The sequence below is a fragment of the Rheinheimera sp. 1928-s genome (assembly GCF_029269265.1).
In the GTDB taxonomy this organism is placed as follows: domain Bacteria; phylum Pseudomonadota; class Gammaproteobacteria; order Enterobacterales; family Alteromonadaceae; genus Pararheinheimera.
Map to the genome: position 1 here is coordinate 301,782 of NZ_JARIXP010000004.1, position 18,809 is coordinate 320,590.

Annotated in this window: 20 protein-coding genes and 1 pseudogene; 10 read left to right on the forward strand and 11 right to left on the reverse strand. The window is 46.1% G+C overall.

Translation table 11 applies throughout. From position 1 onward, the window contains the following. From rsxC to nth, 5 genes are read left to right on the forward strand one after another with little or no spacing between them, the layout of a single operon-like run. Complete coding sequence (gene rsxC / locus P3C17_RS11690) at positions 1-2,379, forward strand: electron transport complex subunit RsxC (protein WP_300929605.1); 2,379 nt, start codon at positions 1-3, stop codon at positions 2,377-2,379. After that, on the forward strand, positions 2,376-3,440 hold the full coding sequence (rsxD, locus tag P3C17_RS11695; protein WP_300929606.1) for an electron transport complex subunit RsxD: 1,065 nt from the start codon (positions 2,376-2,378) through the stop codon (positions 3,438-3,440). The genes rsxC and rsxD overlap by 4 nt, the downstream gene beginning before the upstream one ends. Further along, a complete protein-coding gene (gene rsxG, locus P3C17_RS11700; protein WP_300929607.1) occupies positions 3,440-4,066 on the forward strand; it encodes an electron transport complex subunit RsxG in 627 nt (208 codons plus the stop codon). The genes rsxD and rsxG overlap by 1 nt, the downstream gene beginning before the upstream one ends. 20 nt (positions 4,067-4,086) lie before the next feature. Beyond that, positions 4,087-4,794, forward strand: a complete 708-nt coding sequence (locus P3C17_RS11705) for an electron transport complex subunit E (protein ID WP_300929608.1) — start codon at positions 4,087-4,089, stop codon at positions 4,792-4,794. Between the two features lie 15 nt (positions 4,795-4,809). Continuing rightward, complete coding sequence (gene nth / locus P3C17_RS11710) at positions 4,810-5,469, forward strand: endonuclease III (protein WP_300929609.1); 660 nt, start codon at positions 4,810-4,812, stop codon at positions 5,467-5,469. A 194-nt stretch (positions 5,470-5,663) separates the two neighbouring features. On the opposite strand, the gene P3C17_RS11715 is transcribed toward nth, so the two are convergent. The 4 genes from P3C17_RS11715 to P3C17_RS11730 form a co-directional block, all read right to left on the reverse strand. Further along, entirely contained in the window at positions 5,664-6,632 is a 969-nt protein-coding gene (locus P3C17_RS11715; protein ID WP_300929610.1) for a polysaccharide deacetylase family protein, read from the reverse strand. Between the two features lie 134 nt (positions 6,633-6,766). Beyond that, positions 6,767-7,813 (reverse strand): acyltransferase, encoded by a 1,047-nt coding sequence (locus tag P3C17_RS11720; RefSeq protein WP_300929611.1) that lies wholly within the window; start codon positions 7,811-7,813, stop codon positions 6,767-6,769. Positions 7,814-7,906: 93 nt separating this feature from the next. Beyond that, positions 7,907-8,653: an alpha/beta hydrolase-fold protein gene (locus P3C17_RS11725; protein WP_300929612.1), complete on the reverse strand. Its 747-nt coding sequence runs from the start codon at positions 8,651-8,653 to the stop codon at positions 7,907-7,909. 455 nt (positions 8,654-9,108) lie between these two features. Beyond that, positions 9,109-9,675, reverse strand: a complete 567-nt coding sequence (locus tag P3C17_RS11730) for a DUF6624 domain-containing protein (protein ID WP_300929613.1) — start codon at positions 9,673-9,675, stop codon at positions 9,109-9,111. Between the two features lie 357 nt (positions 9,676-10,032). Between P3C17_RS11730 and P3C17_RS11735 the strand changes: the two are divergent. After that, positions 10,033-10,311 (forward strand): annotated as a pseudogene (locus P3C17_RS11735) (endonuclease III); the annotation flags it as partial. Between the two features lie 9 nt (positions 10,312-10,320). Next, complete coding sequence (gloA, locus tag P3C17_RS11740; protein WP_300929614.1) at positions 10,321-10,722, forward strand: lactoylglutathione lyase; 402 nt, start codon at positions 10,321-10,323, stop codon at positions 10,720-10,722. Between the two features lie 64 nt (positions 10,723-10,786). Here gloA and P3C17_RS11745 read toward each other — a convergent pair whose 3' ends face one another. The 7 genes from P3C17_RS11745 to P3C17_RS11775 form a co-directional block, all read right to left on the reverse strand. Then, positions 10,787-11,476: a transposase gene (locus tag P3C17_RS11745; RefSeq protein ID WP_300929615.1), complete on the reverse strand. Its 690-nt coding sequence runs from the start codon at positions 11,474-11,476 to the stop codon at positions 10,787-10,789. A 116-nt stretch (positions 11,477-11,592) separates the two neighbouring features. Further along, positions 11,593-12,483 (reverse strand): aspartoacylase, encoded by an 891-nt coding sequence (locus P3C17_RS11750; RefSeq protein WP_300929616.1) that lies wholly within the window; start codon positions 12,481-12,483, stop codon positions 11,593-11,595. Between the two features lie 135 nt (positions 12,484-12,618). Next, positions 12,619-12,843: a bacterioferritin-associated ferredoxin gene (locus P3C17_RS11755; RefSeq protein ID WP_233077955.1), complete on the reverse strand. Its 225-nt coding sequence runs from the start codon at positions 12,841-12,843 to the stop codon at positions 12,619-12,621. A gap of 148 nt (positions 12,844-12,991) precedes the next feature. Then, complete coding sequence (locus P3C17_RS11760; RefSeq protein WP_300929617.1) at positions 12,992-13,384, reverse strand: DUF2750 domain-containing protein; 393 nt, start codon at positions 13,382-13,384, stop codon at positions 12,992-12,994. A gap of 87 nt (positions 13,385-13,471) precedes the next feature. After that, positions 13,472-14,353: a peptidylprolyl isomerase gene (locus tag P3C17_RS11765; protein WP_300929618.1), complete on the reverse strand. Its 882-nt coding sequence runs from the start codon at positions 14,351-14,353 to the stop codon at positions 13,472-13,474. 20 nt (positions 14,354-14,373) lie between these two features. Then, complete coding sequence (locus P3C17_RS11770) at positions 14,374-14,808, reverse strand: YqaA family protein (RefSeq protein ID WP_300929619.1); 435 nt, start codon at positions 14,806-14,808, stop codon at positions 14,374-14,376. Further along, positions 14,808-15,227, reverse strand: coding sequence for an MAPEG family protein (locus P3C17_RS11775; protein ID WP_300929620.1), 420 nt, complete (start codon positions 15,225-15,227; stop codon positions 14,808-14,810). The genes P3C17_RS11770 and P3C17_RS11775 overlap by 1 nt, the downstream gene beginning before the upstream one ends. 245 nt (positions 15,228-15,472) lie before the next feature. On the opposite strand from P3C17_RS11775, the gene P3C17_RS11780 reads away from it, so the two are divergent. The 3 genes from P3C17_RS11780 to P3C17_RS11790 all read left to right on the forward strand — a co-directional run bounded on the left by P3C17_RS11780 (position 15,473) and on the right by P3C17_RS11790 (position 18,805). Further along, the gene (locus P3C17_RS11780) at positions 15,473-16,054 is read left to right on the forward strand and encodes a thymidine kinase (RefSeq protein ID WP_300929621.1); all 582 of its coding nucleotides are present in this window, start codon (positions 15,473-15,475) and stop codon (positions 16,052-16,054) included. Positions 16,055-16,067: 13 nt separating this feature from the next. After that, positions 16,068-17,093: an MJ1255/VC2487 family glycosyltransferase gene (locus tag P3C17_RS11785; RefSeq protein ID WP_300929622.1), complete on the forward strand. Its 1,026-nt coding sequence runs from the start codon at positions 16,068-16,070 to the stop codon at positions 17,091-17,093. A gap of 95 nt (positions 17,094-17,188) precedes the next feature. After that, positions 17,189-18,805, forward strand: coding sequence for a response regulator (locus P3C17_RS11790; protein WP_300929623.1), 1,617 nt, complete (start codon positions 17,189-17,191; stop codon positions 18,803-18,805). Positions 18,806-18,809: the final 4 nt, after the last annotated feature.

Genomic DNA, 18,809 nt, shown 5'->3' on the forward strand with positions numbered 1-18,809 from the left:
TTGCCTACTTTATTTCAACAAATTCAGGCAGGAAAAGTCTGGGATTTTCATGGCGGCATTCATCCACCAAGCCGTAAAGAGCGCACGAATCAAAAACCTGTGGCGCTTTTAGATATTCCTGATCGTTTATATATCCCGCTGCGCCAGCATATAGGTGTGGCAGGCAAAGTACTGGTCAAAGTGGGCGATCGTGTACTGAAAGGTCAGGCCTTAACTCAGGCTGAGAACGCCATGGCTGTGCCTGTACATGCCCCTACCTCAGGCACAGTGCTGGCAATTGAACTGCATACCAGCACGCACCCTTCCAGCTTAGCCGAACCTACTTTAATACTGGCGCCTGACGGCATGGACGAATGGCGACCACGTAAGCCGTTGGATCCAGAGCAGGTAGATCTTTACACCTTGCTGGAACGTATTCAGGAATCTGGTATTTCTGGTATGGGCGGTGCAGGTTTCCCAACTCATATCAAAGTGAATGTAAAACAGCCGGTGGATTATCTGATCATCAATGCTGTGGAGTGCGAGCCCTATATCACAGCAGATGACATGCTGATGCAGGAGCGCGCCAGCGATATTATTGCCGGTATTGAGATACTGGTGAAACTGCTGAGTCCAAAAGCTGTATTGATAGGCATAGAAGACGACAAACCTATAGCGGTCGCATCTTTAAAAGCCGCTATAGGCCAAAAAGATAACTACTTCGTGCGGGAAGTCCCTACCAAGTACCCATCTGGTGGTGAGAAACAACTGATCCAGTTGCTGACCAATAAAGAGGTACCAGCAGGTCGCAGGCCTTTAGATATTGGCATAGTGATGCAAAACGTCGGTACTGCTTTTGCCATAGCTCAGGCGGTGCTGGACGATATTCCGCTGATCCACCGTGTGGTGACAGTGGCAGGTGAAACTTTAGCTCAGCAACAAAATGTGCTGGCACTAATAGGCACGCCTATTTCTGATTTGTTAAATGCCTGTGGTTTTCAGGCAGAGCCGCAGCAGCGCATCATTGTTGGTGGCCCTATGATGGGCTTTGCCATAGCAGACTGGTCTGTGCCTGTGGTCAAGACCACCAACTGCATCTTGGCGCCTACAGAAAACGAATTAGGTGCCGCCAGTGATGAAATGGACTGTATTCGCTGTGGCGCCTGTGCTGACGCCTGCCCGGCCAGCTTATTGCCGCAGCAACTCTTGTGGTACAGCAAAGCCCATGATCAGGACAAACTGGCTGAATACAATTTATCTGACTGCATTGAATGCGGTGCTTGCGCTTATGTCTGCCCAAGCGAAATTCCATTGGTGCATTATTACCGTGTTGCCAAAGCCGAAATTCGTGAAACTCAACGTGAAGCCTTAAAAGCCGAACAAGCCAAAGCCCGTTTTGATGCCCGAACTGAACGTTTAGAGCGGGAAAAACAAGAACGTCTGGAACGCAATCAACAACTGGCGGCTCAGCGAGTAGCACAGCAACAAGCCAGCGGTCAGACGACTCAGAGCGCAGCAGCAGTGCAACAAGCCTTGGAACGCACTCAGCAGCAAAGTGCCCAGCCACTGGACAAAGAACAAATTATTGCAGAGCGTGAACGTAAAAAAGCCGAAGCTTTGGCCTATCAGCAGCAAAAACAGCAGGCTCAAACTGCAACCCCGGCTGAAGACACAACAGCAACTACAGCCGAAGATCCACGCAAAGCAGCTATAGCTGCAGCTTTGGCCCGTGCTAAAGCGAAAAAACAAGCTGAAGCACAACCAGAAGCTGTTGGACAACCAGCCCCGGCTGAAACTGCTACTGCTGATATTCCTGAAGCAGATGCAAAAAAAGCCGCAGTAGCAGCCGCTATAGCCCGCGCTAAAGCGAAAAAACTAGCAGAAGCACAACCAGAAGCTATTGAACAACCAGCACCAGCTGAAACAGCAGCTCCAGAAGTGGATGCGAAAAAAGCAGCAGTAGCCGCCGCTATAGCCCGTGCTAAAGCGAAAAAACTGGCTGACGCACAACCGGAAGCTAGTGAGCAACCAGCCCCAGCTGAAACAGCAGCTCCAGAAGTGGATGCAAAAAAAGCAGCAGTAGCCGCAGCTATAGCTCGCGCTAAAGCGAAAAAACTGGCTGAAGCACAGCCTGAAACTAGTGAGCAACCAGCCCCAGTTGAAACAGCAGCTCCAGAAGTGGATGCGAAAAAAGCCGCAGTAGCCGCAGCTATAGCCCGCGCTAAAGCGAAAAAACTGGCCGAACAAACGCAGATGCAACAGATAGCGAGCGAGCCTGCAACAGAAGCAACAGTGCAAGCTGAGGCTGTACCAGCAGAACAAGATGCAAAAAAAGCCGCCATAGCAGCAGCTATAGCCCGGGCCAAAGCTAAAAAACAACAAAACAGTGAGCCGTTATGAGTTTTAAAATCGCCAGCTCCCCGCACCAGCACAGTCAAAAAACCACGGCCCAGTTAATGAAGCTGGTGGCTTTGGCTGCTGTGCCTGGTATTGCAGTGCAGGCTTACTTTTTTGGCTACGGTGTACTTATCCAATTGCTGCTGGCCATTAGCACAGCTTTGCTTTGTGAAGCTGCAGTACTGGCCCTTCGTGCTAAAAAAGTGAAAGTGAAATTACTGGACCATAGCGCTCTGGTCACCGCTTTATTGCTTGCAGTCGCAATCCCCTCTTATGCGCCCTGGTGGCTGGTGGTAATAGGTACGGCTTTTGCCATTATTGTGGTGAAACAGCTGTACGGAGGCTTAGGCAACAACTTATTTAACCCGGCCATGGCCGCTTATGTGTTGCTGTTGGTGTCTTTTCCTCTGCCTATGACCAGTTGGTTACCTGCTGCTCCTTTGCAGCAGCAGAGCTTGAGTCCTGCCGATGCCGTTTGCACTATTTTTACCAATTTCAGTTGCAGTGGGTACAGTATCAGTCAACTGCGGCAAGATGCAGATGGCATCAGTATGGCTACGCCGCTGGATACGTTAAAAACCGATCTGTCGCAAGGTTACACCACACAGGAGAGTATGAAAAAACCGGTGTTTGGCTGGTTGTCCGGTGAAGGTTGGTTTTGGGTCAATTTGGCTTATTTGCTCGGCGGTTTGTTTTTGTTGCAGCAAAAAGTGATTCAATGGCGTATTCCGGTGGCTGTATTAGGCTCCTTGTTTGGCTTTAGTTTAATCGCCTGGTTACTATCGCCAGACACCAATGCCAGCCCGCTGTTTCAGTTATTTTCCGGCGCTACTATGCTGGCGGCTTTTTTTATCGCCACAGATCCGGTGTCCGCTTCAACCACAGAAAAAGGCAGGCTGATTTTTGGCGCTTTAATAGGCGGATTGGTGTTTGTGATCCGCAGTTACGGTGGCTACCCGGACGCTTTTGCTTTTGCTGTGATGTTAGCCAATATGACAGTGCCTTTAATTGACTACTATACCCAACCCAGAACTTATGGTCACAAAAGCAAGGGAGAGCGCTAATGCTGAGTTCTGTTGGTAAAAATGCGCTGTTGCTCGGCACTGCAGCTGTGCTTTGTGTCTTTGCAGTGGCTGCTGTCAATGAAATCACAAAAAGCGAAATCGCTCAGCAACAGCTGGACGGCAAACTTCGCACCTTAGTGGAAGTGATGCCAGAACTGGCGGGGAATACAACTATTTTGAACGACTGTGTAGCCGCGCTGGATACTGAGTTATTAGGCAAAGAAGCCAAACAGAATATCTACCGCTATCGGGTGGATGGCGCAGTTAAAGCCTATTTAGTTGAAACCACAGCACCAGATGGCTATAGCGGCGCCATTGAAGTGCTGGCCGCTATCAGTCCCGACAGTGAGATTATTGGTGTGCGGGTACTGAACCATAAAGAAACTCCAGGCCTTGGTGATAAAGTTGAACTACGCAAAACGCCTTGGGTATTAAGCTTTAATGGCCAGACTGTAGGTTCAACTGACGATCGCAGCTTTGCCGTGAAAAAAGACGGTGGTCAGTTTGACCAGTTTGCCGGAGCTACTATTACCCCACGTGCTGTGGTGAAAGCAGTGAAAAACGCTGCGATTTATATTCAGCAACATCCAGAACTGGCCAGTCTGCCAGCCAATTGTGGAGTCTGAGCACTATGGAGTCCTCTTTGATGGAAAGCAAAATGAACCAGTATCAGGAGTTAGTCCGTCAGGGGTTATGGAAAAATAACCCGGGCTTAGTACAGTTATTAGGCCTTTGTCCTTTGCTGGCGGTCACCAGCAACTTAACCAGCGCATTGGGCTTAGGTTTAGCCACTATGTTGGTGTTACTCAGCACCAATACTGTGGTGTCGTTAATTCGTAATTATGTGCCGAATGAAATCCGTATTCCGGTCTTTGTGATGGTGATTGCCTCTGTAGTGACAGTGATAGAGCTGTTGATGCACGCCTTTATGTATAACCTGTATCAGGCCTTAGGTATTTTTATTCCGCTGATGGTAACTAACTGTATTGTGATTGGTCGCGCCGAAGCCTACGCCTCCAAAAATGCTGTAGCGCCAGCCGCCTTTGATGGCCTGATGATGGGCACTGGTTTTGCGTTAGTGTTATGTACTTTAGGCGCGGTACGCGAAGTAATAGGTTCTGGTACTTTGTTTGCCGGAGCAGATTTACTGCTGGGTGATTGGGCCAAAGTGCTGACTATTCATCTGTATCAGGCCGATAACCAGTTTTTATTGGCCATATTGCCACCAGGCGCTTTTTTAGTGATGGGCTTTCTGATCGCGGGTAAAAACGCTGTAGATGCCAGAGCAGCTGCTAAAGCAAAACCTGTGGAACAAAAAATCAGCAGAGCACGAGTCACCCATGTCAGCAGTTAAAGTAAAACGAGCCAAATGAACAAAGAAAAACGTATTCAGATTTTACAGCGCCTGCGGGAAAACAATCCGAAGCCAACCACAGAGCTGGAGTTTAACTCGCCTTTTGAATTGTTGGTGGCTGTGTTGTTATCGGCTCAGGCCACGGACGTCAGCGTCAATAAAGCCACCCGTCTGCTCTACCCTGTTGCTAATACACCACAGGCTATTTTTGATTTAGGTGTTGACGGCGTCAAACACTACATCAAGACGATTGGGCTTTTTAACTCAAAAGCCGAGAACCTGATCAAAACCTGCCGTATTCTGATCGACCAGCACAACAGCATAGTGCCGGAAAACCGCGACGCTTTAGAAGCCTTGCCAGGCGTAGGCCGTAAAACGGCTAATGTGGTGCTGAACACCGCCTTTGGCTGGCTAAAAGATAACGAGGGTAAATACTTTATCGCCGTCGATACCCATATCCAGCGCGTCGCAAACCGTACAGGCTACGCCAAGGGCAAGACAGTTGAAGAAACCGAACAAAGCATTATTAAAAACACCCCAAATAAATCTGAGTTTATGTTCGACCTGCACCACTGGTTGATCCTTCATGGCCGCTACACCTGCGTGGCCCGTAAACCAAAATGTGGCTCTTGTATCATTGAAGATCTGTGTGAGTTTAAAGAGAAAACTGAATAGCCAAATGACGTTAGAGCTTATAGCTGTTATCCAGCCATAAGCTCCAGGTGAATGAAAGATGCACCGCATTGAATAAGTGCCGATAGGTCACAGAGCTTGGTTTTCCCAACCCTTGCCCACAATTGGTGCCCCACCCCAAAGACGCTAACTTTAATAGTATTTATAGACCGGCGCGTTATTTATAGAGCCGGGCTCTATGGTGTTCCATTCTTTAGCGTTGTTATGGCTTGCTGGTGTTCGGCAAAGACTTCAGCAGAAGGCTCTGGCTCTGTTGCCCAGTTCACTTTATTGTCCTTAGATTTATCCCAGCGAAACAGCCAATGAATACCGAATTTAAATGCCTGAGTTGGTTGAGCATATACCGGGTGCTGTAAAGTTTTCTCTAGGCTTTGAAAGTGATAACCACGTGATTGCAAGGACATCAGAATGCTGTCTAAACTATCGGCGTTTAATTGATTCACATGCAGCATTAATATGTGCGGCACTGGCTGGTCAAACATTTTTGCACAGGCACTTTCGTAAAAATCTAATCGATGCTCTGTAAACGCAAGGTACTGCTGCTTATAAGTATTTGCCTCTGATAGCTGTTTATTTTGTAGCTTGACTGTATAGGGCGCATCAAACACGTAATCTGCATTTTCCATCGTCACCGGAACTAATCTGAGGCCTAGCTTTTCCAGGCCCTTATCGAGCATTTGTTGCGACGCATTGGTGTCGCCCGCATGCAAATAAGGCGGGCGAAAGAACTTTTGCTTTTGTTTGCCTAGTACTGTTTGCGTTGTTATCGCACCTTTTTGAATATCCGCCAGATAAGTGTCTAATTCAGTCTTATGGTAGGAAATATGTGAAAATGTATGGTTGCCAAGAGCGTGCCCATGCTTGTGCCAGTCTGATAACAGAGACTGCAATAATTTGGGGTCGTTTTTAAGGTGGCCTTCATTCACAAATCCAGTTGCTTTTACATTGTATTTCTTGAGGGTATCAAGGAGTTGTTGGTTGATGTCTTTGAGTGATTGCGCAGGTAAAGTAAATTCACCGTGGATGGGGACATCATCAAAGGTGATTGAGATATTCTTAGGATGGTGCTCCCTTGCATCCACACAAAGACTGGCAAGGCACGCACAAGCGACGATTGACATATGAATCAACTTAATAATAAACATGACTATTTTCCACTTCCCTTTGGTTTTTTAGATATCAACATAGTCTTTGGGTTCATTTGGCATGAAATCAAAGTGTAATTGGTCTTCTACTTTTGGCTCAATTCGAATAATGTTTTCCTACTGCTTATACCGCCTTAAGCAGAGGTGCGGGTTAGCGCGTCCTGCTGACTAAATTTATTAAATGCGTTACTTCGCACTAGCTTAGCTACAGGTTTTTCAAAGGTTCTGTATGACACATAAGCGGCCAATACACTTAAAATGAAAGACAACACTAACTTTAGTTCGACGGATAAATCAAACTGATTTACTTGCACAATAATTGGCAGATGCAGCAAATAGAAGGAGTAGGAAATTTTTCCGATGAAATCACCAAGCTTGTTAGCCAGCAAAATATTGTTATCAGGGACTAAGAACACGACACAAAAGAAAACTGAGCTCATTACCAGCAGTACTTCGTAGCTTAACCACATTTTAACCTTTGCATCAGAACTCACAGGCGAAAACTCAGGGTACATCAGTGGGATTAAGCAAAGAACGAATATAAACCTGTTTTTCCTCAGATACTCTGGAACTTTCAGCTGTTTATAGTGCATGCCAAAAATGACACCGATAAAAAAGTAAGGCAAGCTTCTGAGCACACTAAACAAGTTGTATGGAACGCCGTTGATATCACCATGTATTTTGGGGAAGTTCGAAAAAAACAGCACAATCATCACGGCCAGGATGAGTAGATAAATATAGCCAGCTCTGTTTTTTGAGAATGCCCAAAAAATAATAAAAATGAAATAGAAGTGAATTTCTGCCGGAATAGACCAGAGTACACTTTCACCATAGAGAAATAACAAATGTCCTACTAACGCATTAAAATCCGGAATGTTATAGAGAAAATCTTTATCTGCCAGCGACAACAGATAAGAGCAGAATACAATCACCAGGTACAGCGGTAGCACCCTGCCCGCCCGGGCTAAAAAATAACTTTTGATATTCACCTGATTAAAGGCTTTATCCAGATAGAGATAAGACATCAAAAATCCGCTCAGCATAAAGAACAGCATCACGCCATAAGCGCCAGAGCCGCCGCCTAAAGAGCCATCAAGCCAATGGGTTATATCACTAAAGTGGGTGACAAAAACGATGAGCGCAGCCAGGCCCCGCAACGTATTAAGCTTTCTAATTTCCAAACATGACTCCTTTGTCGGGTTTTAGCGGGATCTAAAATCTTTCTCTGGCGCGCGGGCGCGCTTTAGACAACGAATAACACAGCTTGTGAAACCTCATTGCCGCTTTATACCATAAACCCAGTCCAGGCCCTGAATGGCAGTAGTGGGAAATGCGGTGACATGACTCGCGCCTGAAATAGTTGAAAATTTCAGTTCAATATCAGCACTATCGAGGCCAGTAATTTTTTCCTTGAGCTGAACTGCTCCCTTGACCATATCTTGCCCTTCGCCATAAGCAGGCGTTTCATACTCACCTACTGATAAGTACACTTTTGTTTTTAACTTTGGTTTAACCGCTTGCAGCGCCAGAATCACGTTATGATCAAACCAGACGGACGGGCTACCCAGTATGTAGTTTGAAAACAGATCTGGCTCGCTAAACAAAATATAAGCGCCAAACAAAGCGCCGAGCGAATTGCCGACAAAAGTTCTATCTTTTTTGCTTGCCCGATAATGATGTTCGATAAACGGAATCACTGTGTCACGAAGAAACAGCTTATGCCCTATCGCGTTGCCGGTCTGTTGCTTCCAGGCTTTTATGACTGTGGGGGTGTAGTCTCTGGTTCTACTGTGGGTGCCCACTGAACCCTTTTCATAAGATACAGCCACAATAATGGCATGCTGCATAACACCGTTGTTCATCGGAAAACGAGTCGCACCTGCTACGATCGGAAAAGTGTAATGGGCATCAGTCAGGTATATCACTGGATAAAGGTTGTCCGTTTGACTGGCGTAGGATACAGGCAACTGAATAAACAACGGATAGACACGACCAGTGGATTTTTCTTCAAGCTCAATCACTGAACTCCTTGGTAATTCATAGGGGGTTTCAGCATTTAACTTAAAACAGATCAGCAGTAATGCCGATAGCACATACAACTTCATTTGATTTACCATGTTTTAGACCACTCAAATTGAGAGCGACCTCGTACCTATTCAGCATCGTAGTCAAGGCTTTTGCTGACGATAAAATGTATTGGCCACGCGGAAGAACTTCTATAAATAATTGTTTTTCCTGACGTATTTTCAGCTTATCCAACTCAGCCACAGCCGGTTATTACATCACGGAATAATTTAGAATGCCAAGAGTGCGACAAGTGTCGCTCACAGTCAAGAATAATATGCGACATCTGTCGCATCATGATATTGGGCTGGCTAAAAGATGATAAAGGTAGACGCTTTATCGCCGTGAGCATGTGCAGTGTAATTAACTGCACATGCTACAAGACCTCACAGGTACAGTGATTGGTAGTATTCTAATTGCAGAATTGTTGCATTCGTTCTATGTACGAATGCAGCGGAGCTAGCTTCATTTTCTCCCGTCGTAAATGGACATACTGTGGTTCCTCAATTTCATTGGGTTGCCAGCCATGACCTTCTTCACACCGACCTTGAGTACCATACTGCTGAGGACGATTTTCAGCAACTGCGATGCGATCGCTAAGCAGGGCAACATCCTGCGGATTAGCCTCTCCTTCAGGCAGATAGCTTTCAAGGATCTGAAGAACGGCTTTTTGGAGATCTCGGTTGTGATCCGCGTGCTGGACAAGTAGCCAGGCGGCTTTGGCTCCATCAGGTCCCACTTCAGATATACGCGGCCAATCAGAATCACGAAGCAGATCAGACAGAAATTTTGAATGCTCATGATCCAACTCTTTTACCCTTCCCCAATCTCCTTCATTTCGGGCCTTCTGATCCGCTGCCATCTTTTGGAGCAATTCTGCACGCAACTCGGGTCTCTGGTAGATTTCCTCTGCCATTATAAAAAGCGACAGAAGTAATGCAGTAAGCAAAAGCAAGACGTTTCGTTTCCCTGGGACCATAATTCCTCTCAATTCTGATTCGTAAACCGCTCTAATCAACGAGCTAGTAAACTACGCTATTTTTTGATCTTTTCTCAATCTGGCTTGTGCGTCAGAGAAAGATTGAAAGCCACATTTTTTATCAAACTAGCGCGGATGTACCTCTATTTCAACAGTATTTTCTAAAATCACTAAATGTATGCCCATCAAAATTGATAGATGCAATACGGAAGTTGTTTTTCAATTAACTCAACAGCTACCACTTGAAATTTGACCTGTAGTTATATGTAGTTTGCTCCAACAGAATGAGTGCTCAGCAAACTTTTGAAGCACGTATTGCTAAGTTTCTGGCACTGAACCTTTCTTCCATTACGGTTGAATATGTTAATATCCGCTGCCGCACTGAGATATTTAGGCTGGCCGACTACAGCGGTCGACACACATATTTTCCTTGTTAGCAACAGAACTAAATTTGCGCCTGGCAAAAATGTCGATGAAGTGGAACAAAAGTTACTCAAAGTGGTGCCAGCCGAATTTAAGCTGGATGTGCATCACTGGCTTATTTTGCATGGTCGTTATACCTGCATAGCCCGTAAACCTAAATGTGGCAGCTGCCTGATTGAAGATCTGTGCGAGTTTGCCGAAAAAGTCGATTAAGGAAATTTTATGCGCATTTTACATACCATGCTTCGTGTCACTAACTTAGAACGCTCTTTGGCCTTTTACACTGAAGTACTCGGCATGAAGTTGTTACGCACTTCAGAAAATGCTGAATACAAATACACATTGGCTTTTGTTGGTTTCAGTGATGAAAGTGAAGGTGCGGTATTGGAACTCACCTACAACTGGGGTGTTGACAGCTACGAGCAGGGCACTGCTTATGGCCATATCGCTTTAGAAGTAGACGATATTTATGCGGCTTGTGAGTTGATCCGCGCTAAAGGTGGCGTGATCAGCCGCGAACCTGGCCCGGTTAAAGGTGGCACGACTGAAATCGCTTTTGTACGCGACCCGGACAACTACGCTATCGAACTTATCCAGAAAAAAGCCAGCTACGTTCAGCTTTAACATGAGTTAAAAATGGGGTCAGATCACATTAGTTATGCGTAACTAATGTGATCTGACCCCATTTTCATCGGTTATATCTTGGCCTTCCCACGCTTTGCTGTGGAATACTCAAACCGTATTTTGCCGCAATACCTTTCTGAGCGACAGCACTGCCTAACAGCGAACATTGTTGCAAAGAACTGCGGATAGAACAGAGCTCTTCTTCAGCTAAAACACCACTAAATAATGTCCTGTAATTCATTTGCCGCTCTGCATCGTTTTCACCCAAAGCCAGATAACGTGGGTCTGGTGTAATAAGAGCGCTGGAACGTCCCAGAGCATTACAACTATAGCTGGACCAAAAGTAATGTTCCGGCCTCTGAACCATTGCTGCACGCACTGGATTCATCTCAATATATCGATAAACATTAAGCACATAAGCTTCTTCTGCAATCAGACAAGATTTAAATCGTCCTTCCCATAAAGTGCCGCAACGTTGATAACGAGTATTGAAATAACGAACATACTTTCGCCCTACCGACTGCATCAGCACACTGGTTGCCATTTCTTCTTTTGGTGTACATAAGAGGTGAACATGGTTGGACATCAACACCCATGCATGAATGTCGACCTGACATTGCTCTTTGTATTCCGTCAGGTAATTCAGATAAGTTGCGAAATCCTGCGGATCAAAAAAACAAGCTTGATGATTATTTCCGCGTTGTACCACATGCTGTGGCACATCAGCCGGACAATAGCGTTGGTGGCGAGGCATGGTGAATCTCCTTTGCAAAGAAACACCACTAAGAATAGCCGTCAGCCCCAAAAAGACGAGAATAAAATCACATTGTTTTTACAATAAATAAACAATGTGATCTGACCCCATTTTTATTATCCCAGCTCAATCCAGATTTTGTCGTTCAGCGACATCGCCAGATTGTTGTCGTAATAAGCGGCTTCATTGATAAAGGTTGGATACACCACTGTATCGCCGTCATAAGGCACTTCAGTGCCATCAAATAAGGTGAAAATCGGGTCGCCCGGGTGAATAGGCTGGTAGTCTTTGTCCTGCACATTTTTGTGCACCATGCCCAAACGTTCGCCTTTTTCGTTCATTGGTAATTTAATACTGTGCAAATACAGATAAGCTTCAGTGCGTTTTGGCAGCTCTGGCAGGCTCTGAGTGTTGTACAGCTCCACAAAGTCCAGAATATGAGCCGTCATTTCATGCATTTGCTCCAGCACGTCCTGACGCAGCACAGACTGAGATTGTGGCCCTACTTCCACTATCACGCCATAACGGCCCAGTGTACACATCAGCGCGTGATCTTCGGCTGCCAGATGGTCTTCATCGCGGGAGATAATAGCTTCTGGCATTTTCATCTTCACATAAGCGGCCATCTGATTATAAAAAGCACCGGCTTGCGTCATGATCAGGCAGGCGCCCATATTGCTGGTGGTGTTGTGCAAATCAATGACCAGATCGGTTTTGGCATTGCCTTTTGGCCCCAAAATTTCATTGATCACTTTGGCGCGGCTTTGTTCGTAATTGGTAAGCTCAGCATTGGCTAAATCGACATTTTTAAACTGACGGTTTAAGTCGCTGTGTAAATAACGCTTATTGGCTTTATGCGCTTCAGGGTTAGCAAACAAGGTGCTGGTCTCAAAGCTTGAGCGCTGAATCAAAGCAGGATTGTCCTGGTACTGACGAATGGCATAAATACCGGAGAATTCGTTGCCGTGGGTACCGCCCACTATCGCAACCTTAGCAATTTTAGTCATAAGGCTTACCTCAGGAAAAGATGCCAACATTATGCCTAGCCGTAGCGATAAATGCAGCCCATTTAACTTTAAATGCTGATTTTATGCATAAAAATGAAGAATAGTGCTTAGGCTATGTTGAGGTTTAAGAATTAATTAAGCAGCGGGACGGGAGTTATTGATCATCAACACTGGAATACGTTGTTGTGATGACTGTTTAGATAAAGCAGAGTCAAGAATATCGCTGGCCTGACACACACATTTGCCACATTGAGTGCCGACACCCAAATTTTGCTTCAGCTCACGCATAGAACAAGCGCCCGCTTCAACCTGCTGGCGAATGGCTTTATCTGTGACTGCTTTACAAAGACAAACGTACATAAATGCACCTGCGTAATAAACTGCAGGCATAGTAATCTAATCAAGAATGGTTATCAATAGCTTCACGGAGAAAATCTTAGCCATAAAAATGGGGTCAGATCACATTAGTTATGCGTAACTAATGTGATCTGACCCCATTTTAAAAGTGTTATTCGTTGTCTTGTGTCGCTTCAATCAGAGTTTCAGAGAACTCTTCAGGGCCAATCACCACACCAGGTTCTGCAGCATGCGGGAACACAGCAATAGCTAATTCGTCACCGTCTAAACCAGCAGTCCACTTGTCTAACCAGGTGGCGATGTCGATTGCCTGAGCCTGACACTGAGCCCAATCACCGTTGATCCACAGTTCTGCTAATTCAGCATGCGGCCATACCGGGATGCAACGTTCTTCATCAGCATCAACCAATACAAAGCCTTCTTCATCGACCAGGATCCAGATTTTCTCCAGATCGGCTACAGCCTGAATGAAGTAGTCGTAACGCTGTTCAGCGTCCAATAAACTGAGTTTGTTTAAATCGTCAGCTGTTAATTCGTAGTTCATTGCTATCCCCTCGGAGCGCCACAGAAAAGGCGCACATAATGACTGAAAAGGCCGTCATCGACCAGTAAATTTTGTGTTTTACAGGCTTTATACAGCTTTTACCTCACGCACAGGCACTTGCGGATAACAAACATCCATATTGCCGTTGCCTTTGTGCTGATAAAACACATGAGTACGGGAACGACGCTCGGCCAGAGACTGTGAAAACTCTGAACTGTTGGTACTGAGCATCTCCAGTTGCACTTGTTTGTCTGATGCTAACTCAGTACCTAAACGAGCCTGCTTAATCACAGTGCGTGCTGCCGCAGAACCTATCACACCACCATCTGCGGCTTCACCACGACGGACACGGTTCACTGCATAGTGGCCCCATATCACTTTGCCAAAGGCTGACATATTTTTATCCAGATGGCGTGGTGCCTGCCCCATCATAATAGCAATGTCTGCCACACCGGTGTCAGGTTCATTGGCACGCGCCATATTCACGACGCCGGGGCAATGCACCAGCCATTCCTGATTTTGTTCACGCGCCACTGCAAAGCCCTGATTAAAACCGGTTTCTTCTGCTAATAAGTCTGGTCGTTGCACCAAAAGATAAGGATCAGCGCCGCGCACAGGCCAACTGAATTCAGCTTTCATTGGTGTTAATTTAGCTCTGCTGCCCCACTCATGTTCAGGCACTCCAAACTGGGCGACAAAACCTTCAATCACCCGATAAAAAGTCACACCATCATAAAAACGGTTTTTAACCAGCTCTTTGACTCGTTTCACATGGTTAGGCGCAAACTGCGGCGCTAATAAAATGACAATCCGGCCCTGGTCTGTGTCCAGATAGAGCAAATTATCCTGTGGCAATAGCTGCCATGCAGTTTTTGCTTCAGGCACAGTTGCAGTCGCTTGTTGTGCCCCAGCACTGCCAAAACTGAAGGCCAGAGCCATGGCCAGACCAGAGATCAATAACGCTTTCATTCACTCTCCTCTTATTCGATTCAAACCGCAGGCATCAGGCCTATTACCACACCATAACGCAAACCTTTGCCTAAGCCTACCAACAGCACAAACCAAAGCAAACGAACCTTCAGCACTCCGGCGATCAAAGTCAGAGGGTCACCAATCACCGGCAGCCAGGCCAATAATAACGAAGGTAAACCCCAGCGCTGAAACTGACTGCTGGCTTGTGCTATTTGAGCTGGCTTAAACATAAACCAGCTTTTGTGTTGAAACTGCAGCAACTGCTTCCCCAGATACCAATTCAGTACAGAGCCAAGGGTATTAAATACAGTGGCTATCCCCCACAACACCAGCGCCGGATAACCTTGAGTTAATAAGCCAACCAACACCAGCTCTGAACCAAAAGGTAACAAGGTAGCGGAGATAAAAGCGCTGAAGGCCAGACTAAGATAAGGCCAAAAGAACTCCGTCATCAGGCGAGCAAATACGCCATGCTTAACCGCAGCCAGAACAGCAATAACATCAAAGCACCAAATACATAAACAGCAAAACGCAGACGTACATGGTTAGCCCCAACATGCACATAAGCATGGGCTAAACGGCTAATGGCAAATAACCAGCCCAAAATCACCAGGCTAAGATCAACCACAGCAAACTGCAGCGCAAAAGCGACAGCAAACAAATACAACACTGGTAATTGGAACTGATTATCAAAGTTACGGCTGGCTGTAATAACTTTTTCATTAGCGCCTGTTAAGTCCATCACCCTGAATGCTTTGTAAGGTAATTCCCGGTTTTTCGCCGCTTTAAAACGACGTTTACCCATCAACACCATCATGAGCAGTGTTAATACTACCTGCACCAGTACTGTTCCAAACAACAACTTATCCATTGTTTCCCCTTCCGGGGTCAGAGCCTTGGCTCTTACCCCATTATCAAAAAATGCAAATATATCAGAGATTAACCTAAGTTCTGAGGCAGTCGCAATATAAAAGGTCAGAGCCCAAGCTCTGACCCTACGAGGCTACGTCAATTGTCTTCTTACTGTCATCTTCCATGGTTAAGGTAAAGCTAGGCTACGCCAGACTAATGCTTTTAGTTATACTGCGACGGACTTCAATTTACGAGACCACGCAGATGGCGCAATTGTATTTTTATTATTCGGCGATGAACGCAGGCAAGTCGACCTCTTTACTGCAAAGTGCTTACAACTATCAGGAAAGGGGCATGACGGTAGCGTTATTTACTGCCGCTATTGATGACAGGTTTGGTGTTGGCAAAATCAGCTCCCGTATTGGTTTGTCGATGGATGCGCAGATTTTTGACGCCAGCTTTGACTTTATCGAAGCCTGCAAAACGCTGAAACAGCAAGGCGCTTTGGACTGTGTGCTGATTGATGAAGCGCAGTTTTTATCCAAAGCTCAGGTCAAGCAGTTAACTTATGTGGTAGACGATCTGAACGTGCCTGTATTGGCCTTTGGTCTTAGAACCGACTTTTTAGGCGAAACCTTTGCCGGCAGTCAGGCGTTGCTGGCATGGGCAGATAAATTAGTGGAATTAAAAACTGTTTGTCACTGTGGCCGAAAAGCCAACTTTGTGGTGCGGCTGGATGAAAACGGCCATGCAGCAACTACAGGCAGTCAGGTGCAGATAGGCGGAAATAATCAATACATCTCTATGTGCCGCGTTCACTTTAAAGCGCTGGTCTGGAGGGACTGACAGGAGTACTTCAATGCGGGTTTTGTATGGTGTGCAGGCAACAGGCAATGGACATATCAGCAGAGCCCGCGCTATGGGCAAGTACCTTAAAGCTGAAGGCATAGCAGTCGACTTTCTGTTTTCAGGCCGCCCTGCTGATCAGTTGTTTGACATGCAGCAGTTTGGCGATTTTCAGGTAAAAACCGGTTTGACCTTTGTGACAGAACAAGGTCATATCAACTATCTGAAAACCGCTATTCAGGCTAAACCTCTGGAGTTGTGGCGTGATATCCGCGAGCTTGACTGCTCAGCTTATGATTTAGTGCTGACCGACTTTGAACCCATCACCGCCTGGGCGGCACGACGACAAAAAAAACGCTCTGTCGCCTTTGGTCATCAATATGCCTTTTTGCATCAGATCCCACAAATTCATGACACCCCACTGAGCCGCAGTATTTTTAAATTCTTTGCGCCAGCTCAGCAACAAATAGGCCTGCACTGGCATCATTTTAACCAGCCTATATTGCCGCCTATTGTCGATTTAGAACCAGCGTTAAACACAGCGGACTCCACTAAAGTACTGGTTTATCTGCCATTTGAAGATCAGCAACAAGTGATCCGCTGGTTACAACCTCTGAGCCAGTATCAGTTTTATCTGTATGGTCCAGGCCTGAGCAAAAGCCAGCTTGGGCATATTCAATGTTCAGGCCCTTGTGTTGATGAGTTTAAGCGCGATTTGCATCAATCCAGTGCAGTACTGAGCAACGCTGGTTTTGAACTGGTGAGCGAAGCGCTACAGCTACAAAAACGTATCTTAGTGAAAGCCTTGCAAGGTCAGATGGAACAGCAGTCGAATGCGTTGGCGCTAACTCAATTGCAACTGGGACAAAGCACCAGCACGCTCAATACAGCAGTGATTGCTGACTGGCTGGCCTCTCCCGTACAAGGCAACACAGTGCACTACGCCAATGTGTCTTTGGCTTTAGCCAAATGGATCCGCGCTGGCGCCTGCCCTACCGAATTACAACAACTGAATTTATGGCAAAACCACAAAGACTGAGCCGCTAACGAGCTGACCATATAAAAAATCACTTATACCCAAAGCAGGTTTATGTTGTGGTAGGCTAACGGCTGTTGGCGTGAGAGTTGAGCTAAGTGGTATCCAAGCGAGCATTTTACCGGTCTAAAAAAGTTCTGGTCATTGAAGATTACGAACAAGTGATAGCGTACATGAAAAGCATGTTGGCGCTGATTGGTTTCGACCATGTGGTTGTGGCCCGTAATGCCGAAAATGCCATGTCTGCCTGCCGCAAAACCGATTTCGACTTTATTTTATGCGACTACAACTTAGGTGTAGGCCGCGACGGTTATCAGTTATTTGAAGCCTTAAAAGCCGAACACAGCTTAAAACACAGTTGCTGCTTTATTGTGGTCAGTGGTGAACGTCATCGCCAGGCCGTGTATGGCATGATCGAATTCCTGCCCGACGACTACCTGTTAAAACCTTTTAGCTACGCCGAACTTGAACGCCGCATAGGCCGTGCCTTCCAGGTAAAACGGGCATTAAAGTACGCTTATCAGATGATTGCCGAAGAAAACTACACGGATGCAATCCAAGCCTGCGACGTTTCGCTGGAACAATACCCTGTTCATCAGGCCTACATTCAACGCTTAAAAGGTGAGCTTTTAGTGAAAGTTGGGCGCTACAAAGAAGCTGAAACTTTGTATAGCGAAGTATTAACCTTTCGTGACTTGCCCTGGGCCAAACTGGGCCTGGCAGTGGCTAAAGGCTATCAGGAGCAGGATACCGAAGCTGAAGGTATGTTGATTGAACTTACAGAACAGGCTGAAACTAAAATAGAAGCGCTGGACTGGCTCACCCGTTTGTATTTAAGCCAGAACAAAGCGGAAGAAGCCTTTAATACAGTGCGTATCGTTGCTGAAGCCTCACCCAAAAATTATCTGCGTCAGCATGTATTAGCTAATTTAGCTGTGATCAATAACCAGCCGGATCTGGCGGTACGTATTCATTCCAAGTTACTGGAAGCGGCTAAATATTCCATCTACGACACCGCCGATAATATGCTGAACTACGCCCGCGCTATGATCCAAAACGCCCAGCTTTTATCTGTACGTGACAAGCGCACGGCCTTAGGGAAAGTAGAATATTTTCTCAAAGACGTTAAAAAACGTTTTAACCCGGCCAGCTATGAGCATGACAAGCTGGTGATAGAAGCCCGTGTTGCAGTACTTGAGGGCAAAACCGACAAAGCTAAAAACTTACTGCAACAAAGTGAAGAGCAAAGCTTAGGCCGCACTCTATCGCCTTCTGCGTTACTGGACAGGGCCAGAGCTTATTTTGAAACCGGCAATCTGGCGATGAGCGACCATTACATGGGCTCACTCAACACCTTGTCGCAAAGTTCTGATTTATACAACAAAGCACTGAACATGATGTTTTTATCCGAGCAGGACAAATACAGCCACAAAAGATCCACCATGATGGCCAGCCACAACGCCGGGATGGAAGCCTACAGCCTGGGCCAGTACTCAGAGGCCATTACCTATTTTATCGAAGCGCAAAAAACCATGCCAGCCAACGCCAGCATAGCCCTGAATTTACTGCAGGCGATCAGCCAGCGCGGCCGTTTAAACGAAGATTTAATCTATCTGGCACATAAATGTATGAACGTGATAGACGAAACCGAACTGCCCAAAGATCAACGCAAAAGATACCAGTTCATCAAAGAGCAGATTCAGCAGATGTTGTGAACCA

Coding starts and splice junctions, on each gene's coding strand:
- rsxD (WP_300929606.1), top strand. CDS start 2,376: ATGAGTTTTAAAATCGCCAGCTCCCCGCACCAGCACAGTCAAAAAACC.
- rsxG (WP_300929607.1), top strand. CDS start 3,440: ATGCTGAGTTCTGTTGGTAAAAATGCGCTGTTGCTCGGCACTGCAGCT.
- P3C17_RS11705 (WP_300929608.1), top strand. CDS start 4,087: ATGGAAAGCAAAATGAACCAGTATCAGGAGTTAGTCCGTCAGGGGTTA.
- nth (WP_300929609.1), top strand. CDS start 4,810: ATGAACAAAGAAAAACGTATTCAGATTTTACAGCGCCTGCGGGAAAAC.
- P3C17_RS11715 (WP_300929610.1), bottom strand. CDS start 6,632: ATGTTTATTATTAAGTTGATTCATATGTCAATCGTCGCTTGTGCGTGC.
- P3C17_RS11730 (WP_300929613.1), bottom strand. CDS start 9,675: ATGGTCCCAGGGAAACGAAACGTCTTGCTTTTGCTTACTGCATTACTT.
- gloA (WP_300929614.1), top strand. CDS start 10,321: ATGCGCATTTTACATACCATGCTTCGTGTCACTAACTTAGAACGCTCT.
- P3C17_RS11745 (WP_300929615.1), bottom strand. CDS start 11,476: ATGCCTCGCCACCAACGCTATTGTCCGGCTGATGTGCCACAGCATGTG.
- P3C17_RS11750 (WP_300929616.1), bottom strand. CDS start 12,483: ATGACTAAAATTGCTAAGGTTGCGATAGTGGGCGGTACCCACGGCAAC.
- P3C17_RS11755 (WP_233077955.1), bottom strand. CDS start 12,843: ATGTACGTTTGTCTTTGTAAAGCAGTCACAGATAAAGCCATTCGCCAG.
- P3C17_RS11760 (WP_300929617.1), bottom strand. CDS start 13,384: ATGAACTACGAATTAACAGCTGACGATTTAAACAAACTCAGTTTATTG.
- P3C17_RS11765 (WP_300929618.1), bottom strand. CDS start 14,353: ATGAAAGCGTTATTGATCTCTGGTCTGGCCATGGCTCTGGCCTTCAGT.
- P3C17_RS11770 (WP_300929619.1), bottom strand. CDS start 14,808: ATGACGGAGTTCTTTTGGCCTTATCTTAGTCTGGCCTTCAGCGCTTTT.
- P3C17_RS11775 (WP_300929620.1), bottom strand. CDS start 15,227: ATGGATAAGTTGTTGTTTGGAACAGTACTGGTGCAGGTAGTATTAACA.
- P3C17_RS11780 (WP_300929621.1), top strand. CDS start 15,473: ATGGCGCAATTGTATTTTTATTATTCGGCGATGAACGCAGGCAAGTCG.
- P3C17_RS11785 (WP_300929622.1), top strand. CDS start 16,068: ATGCGGGTTTTGTATGGTGTGCAGGCAACAGGCAATGGACATATCAGC.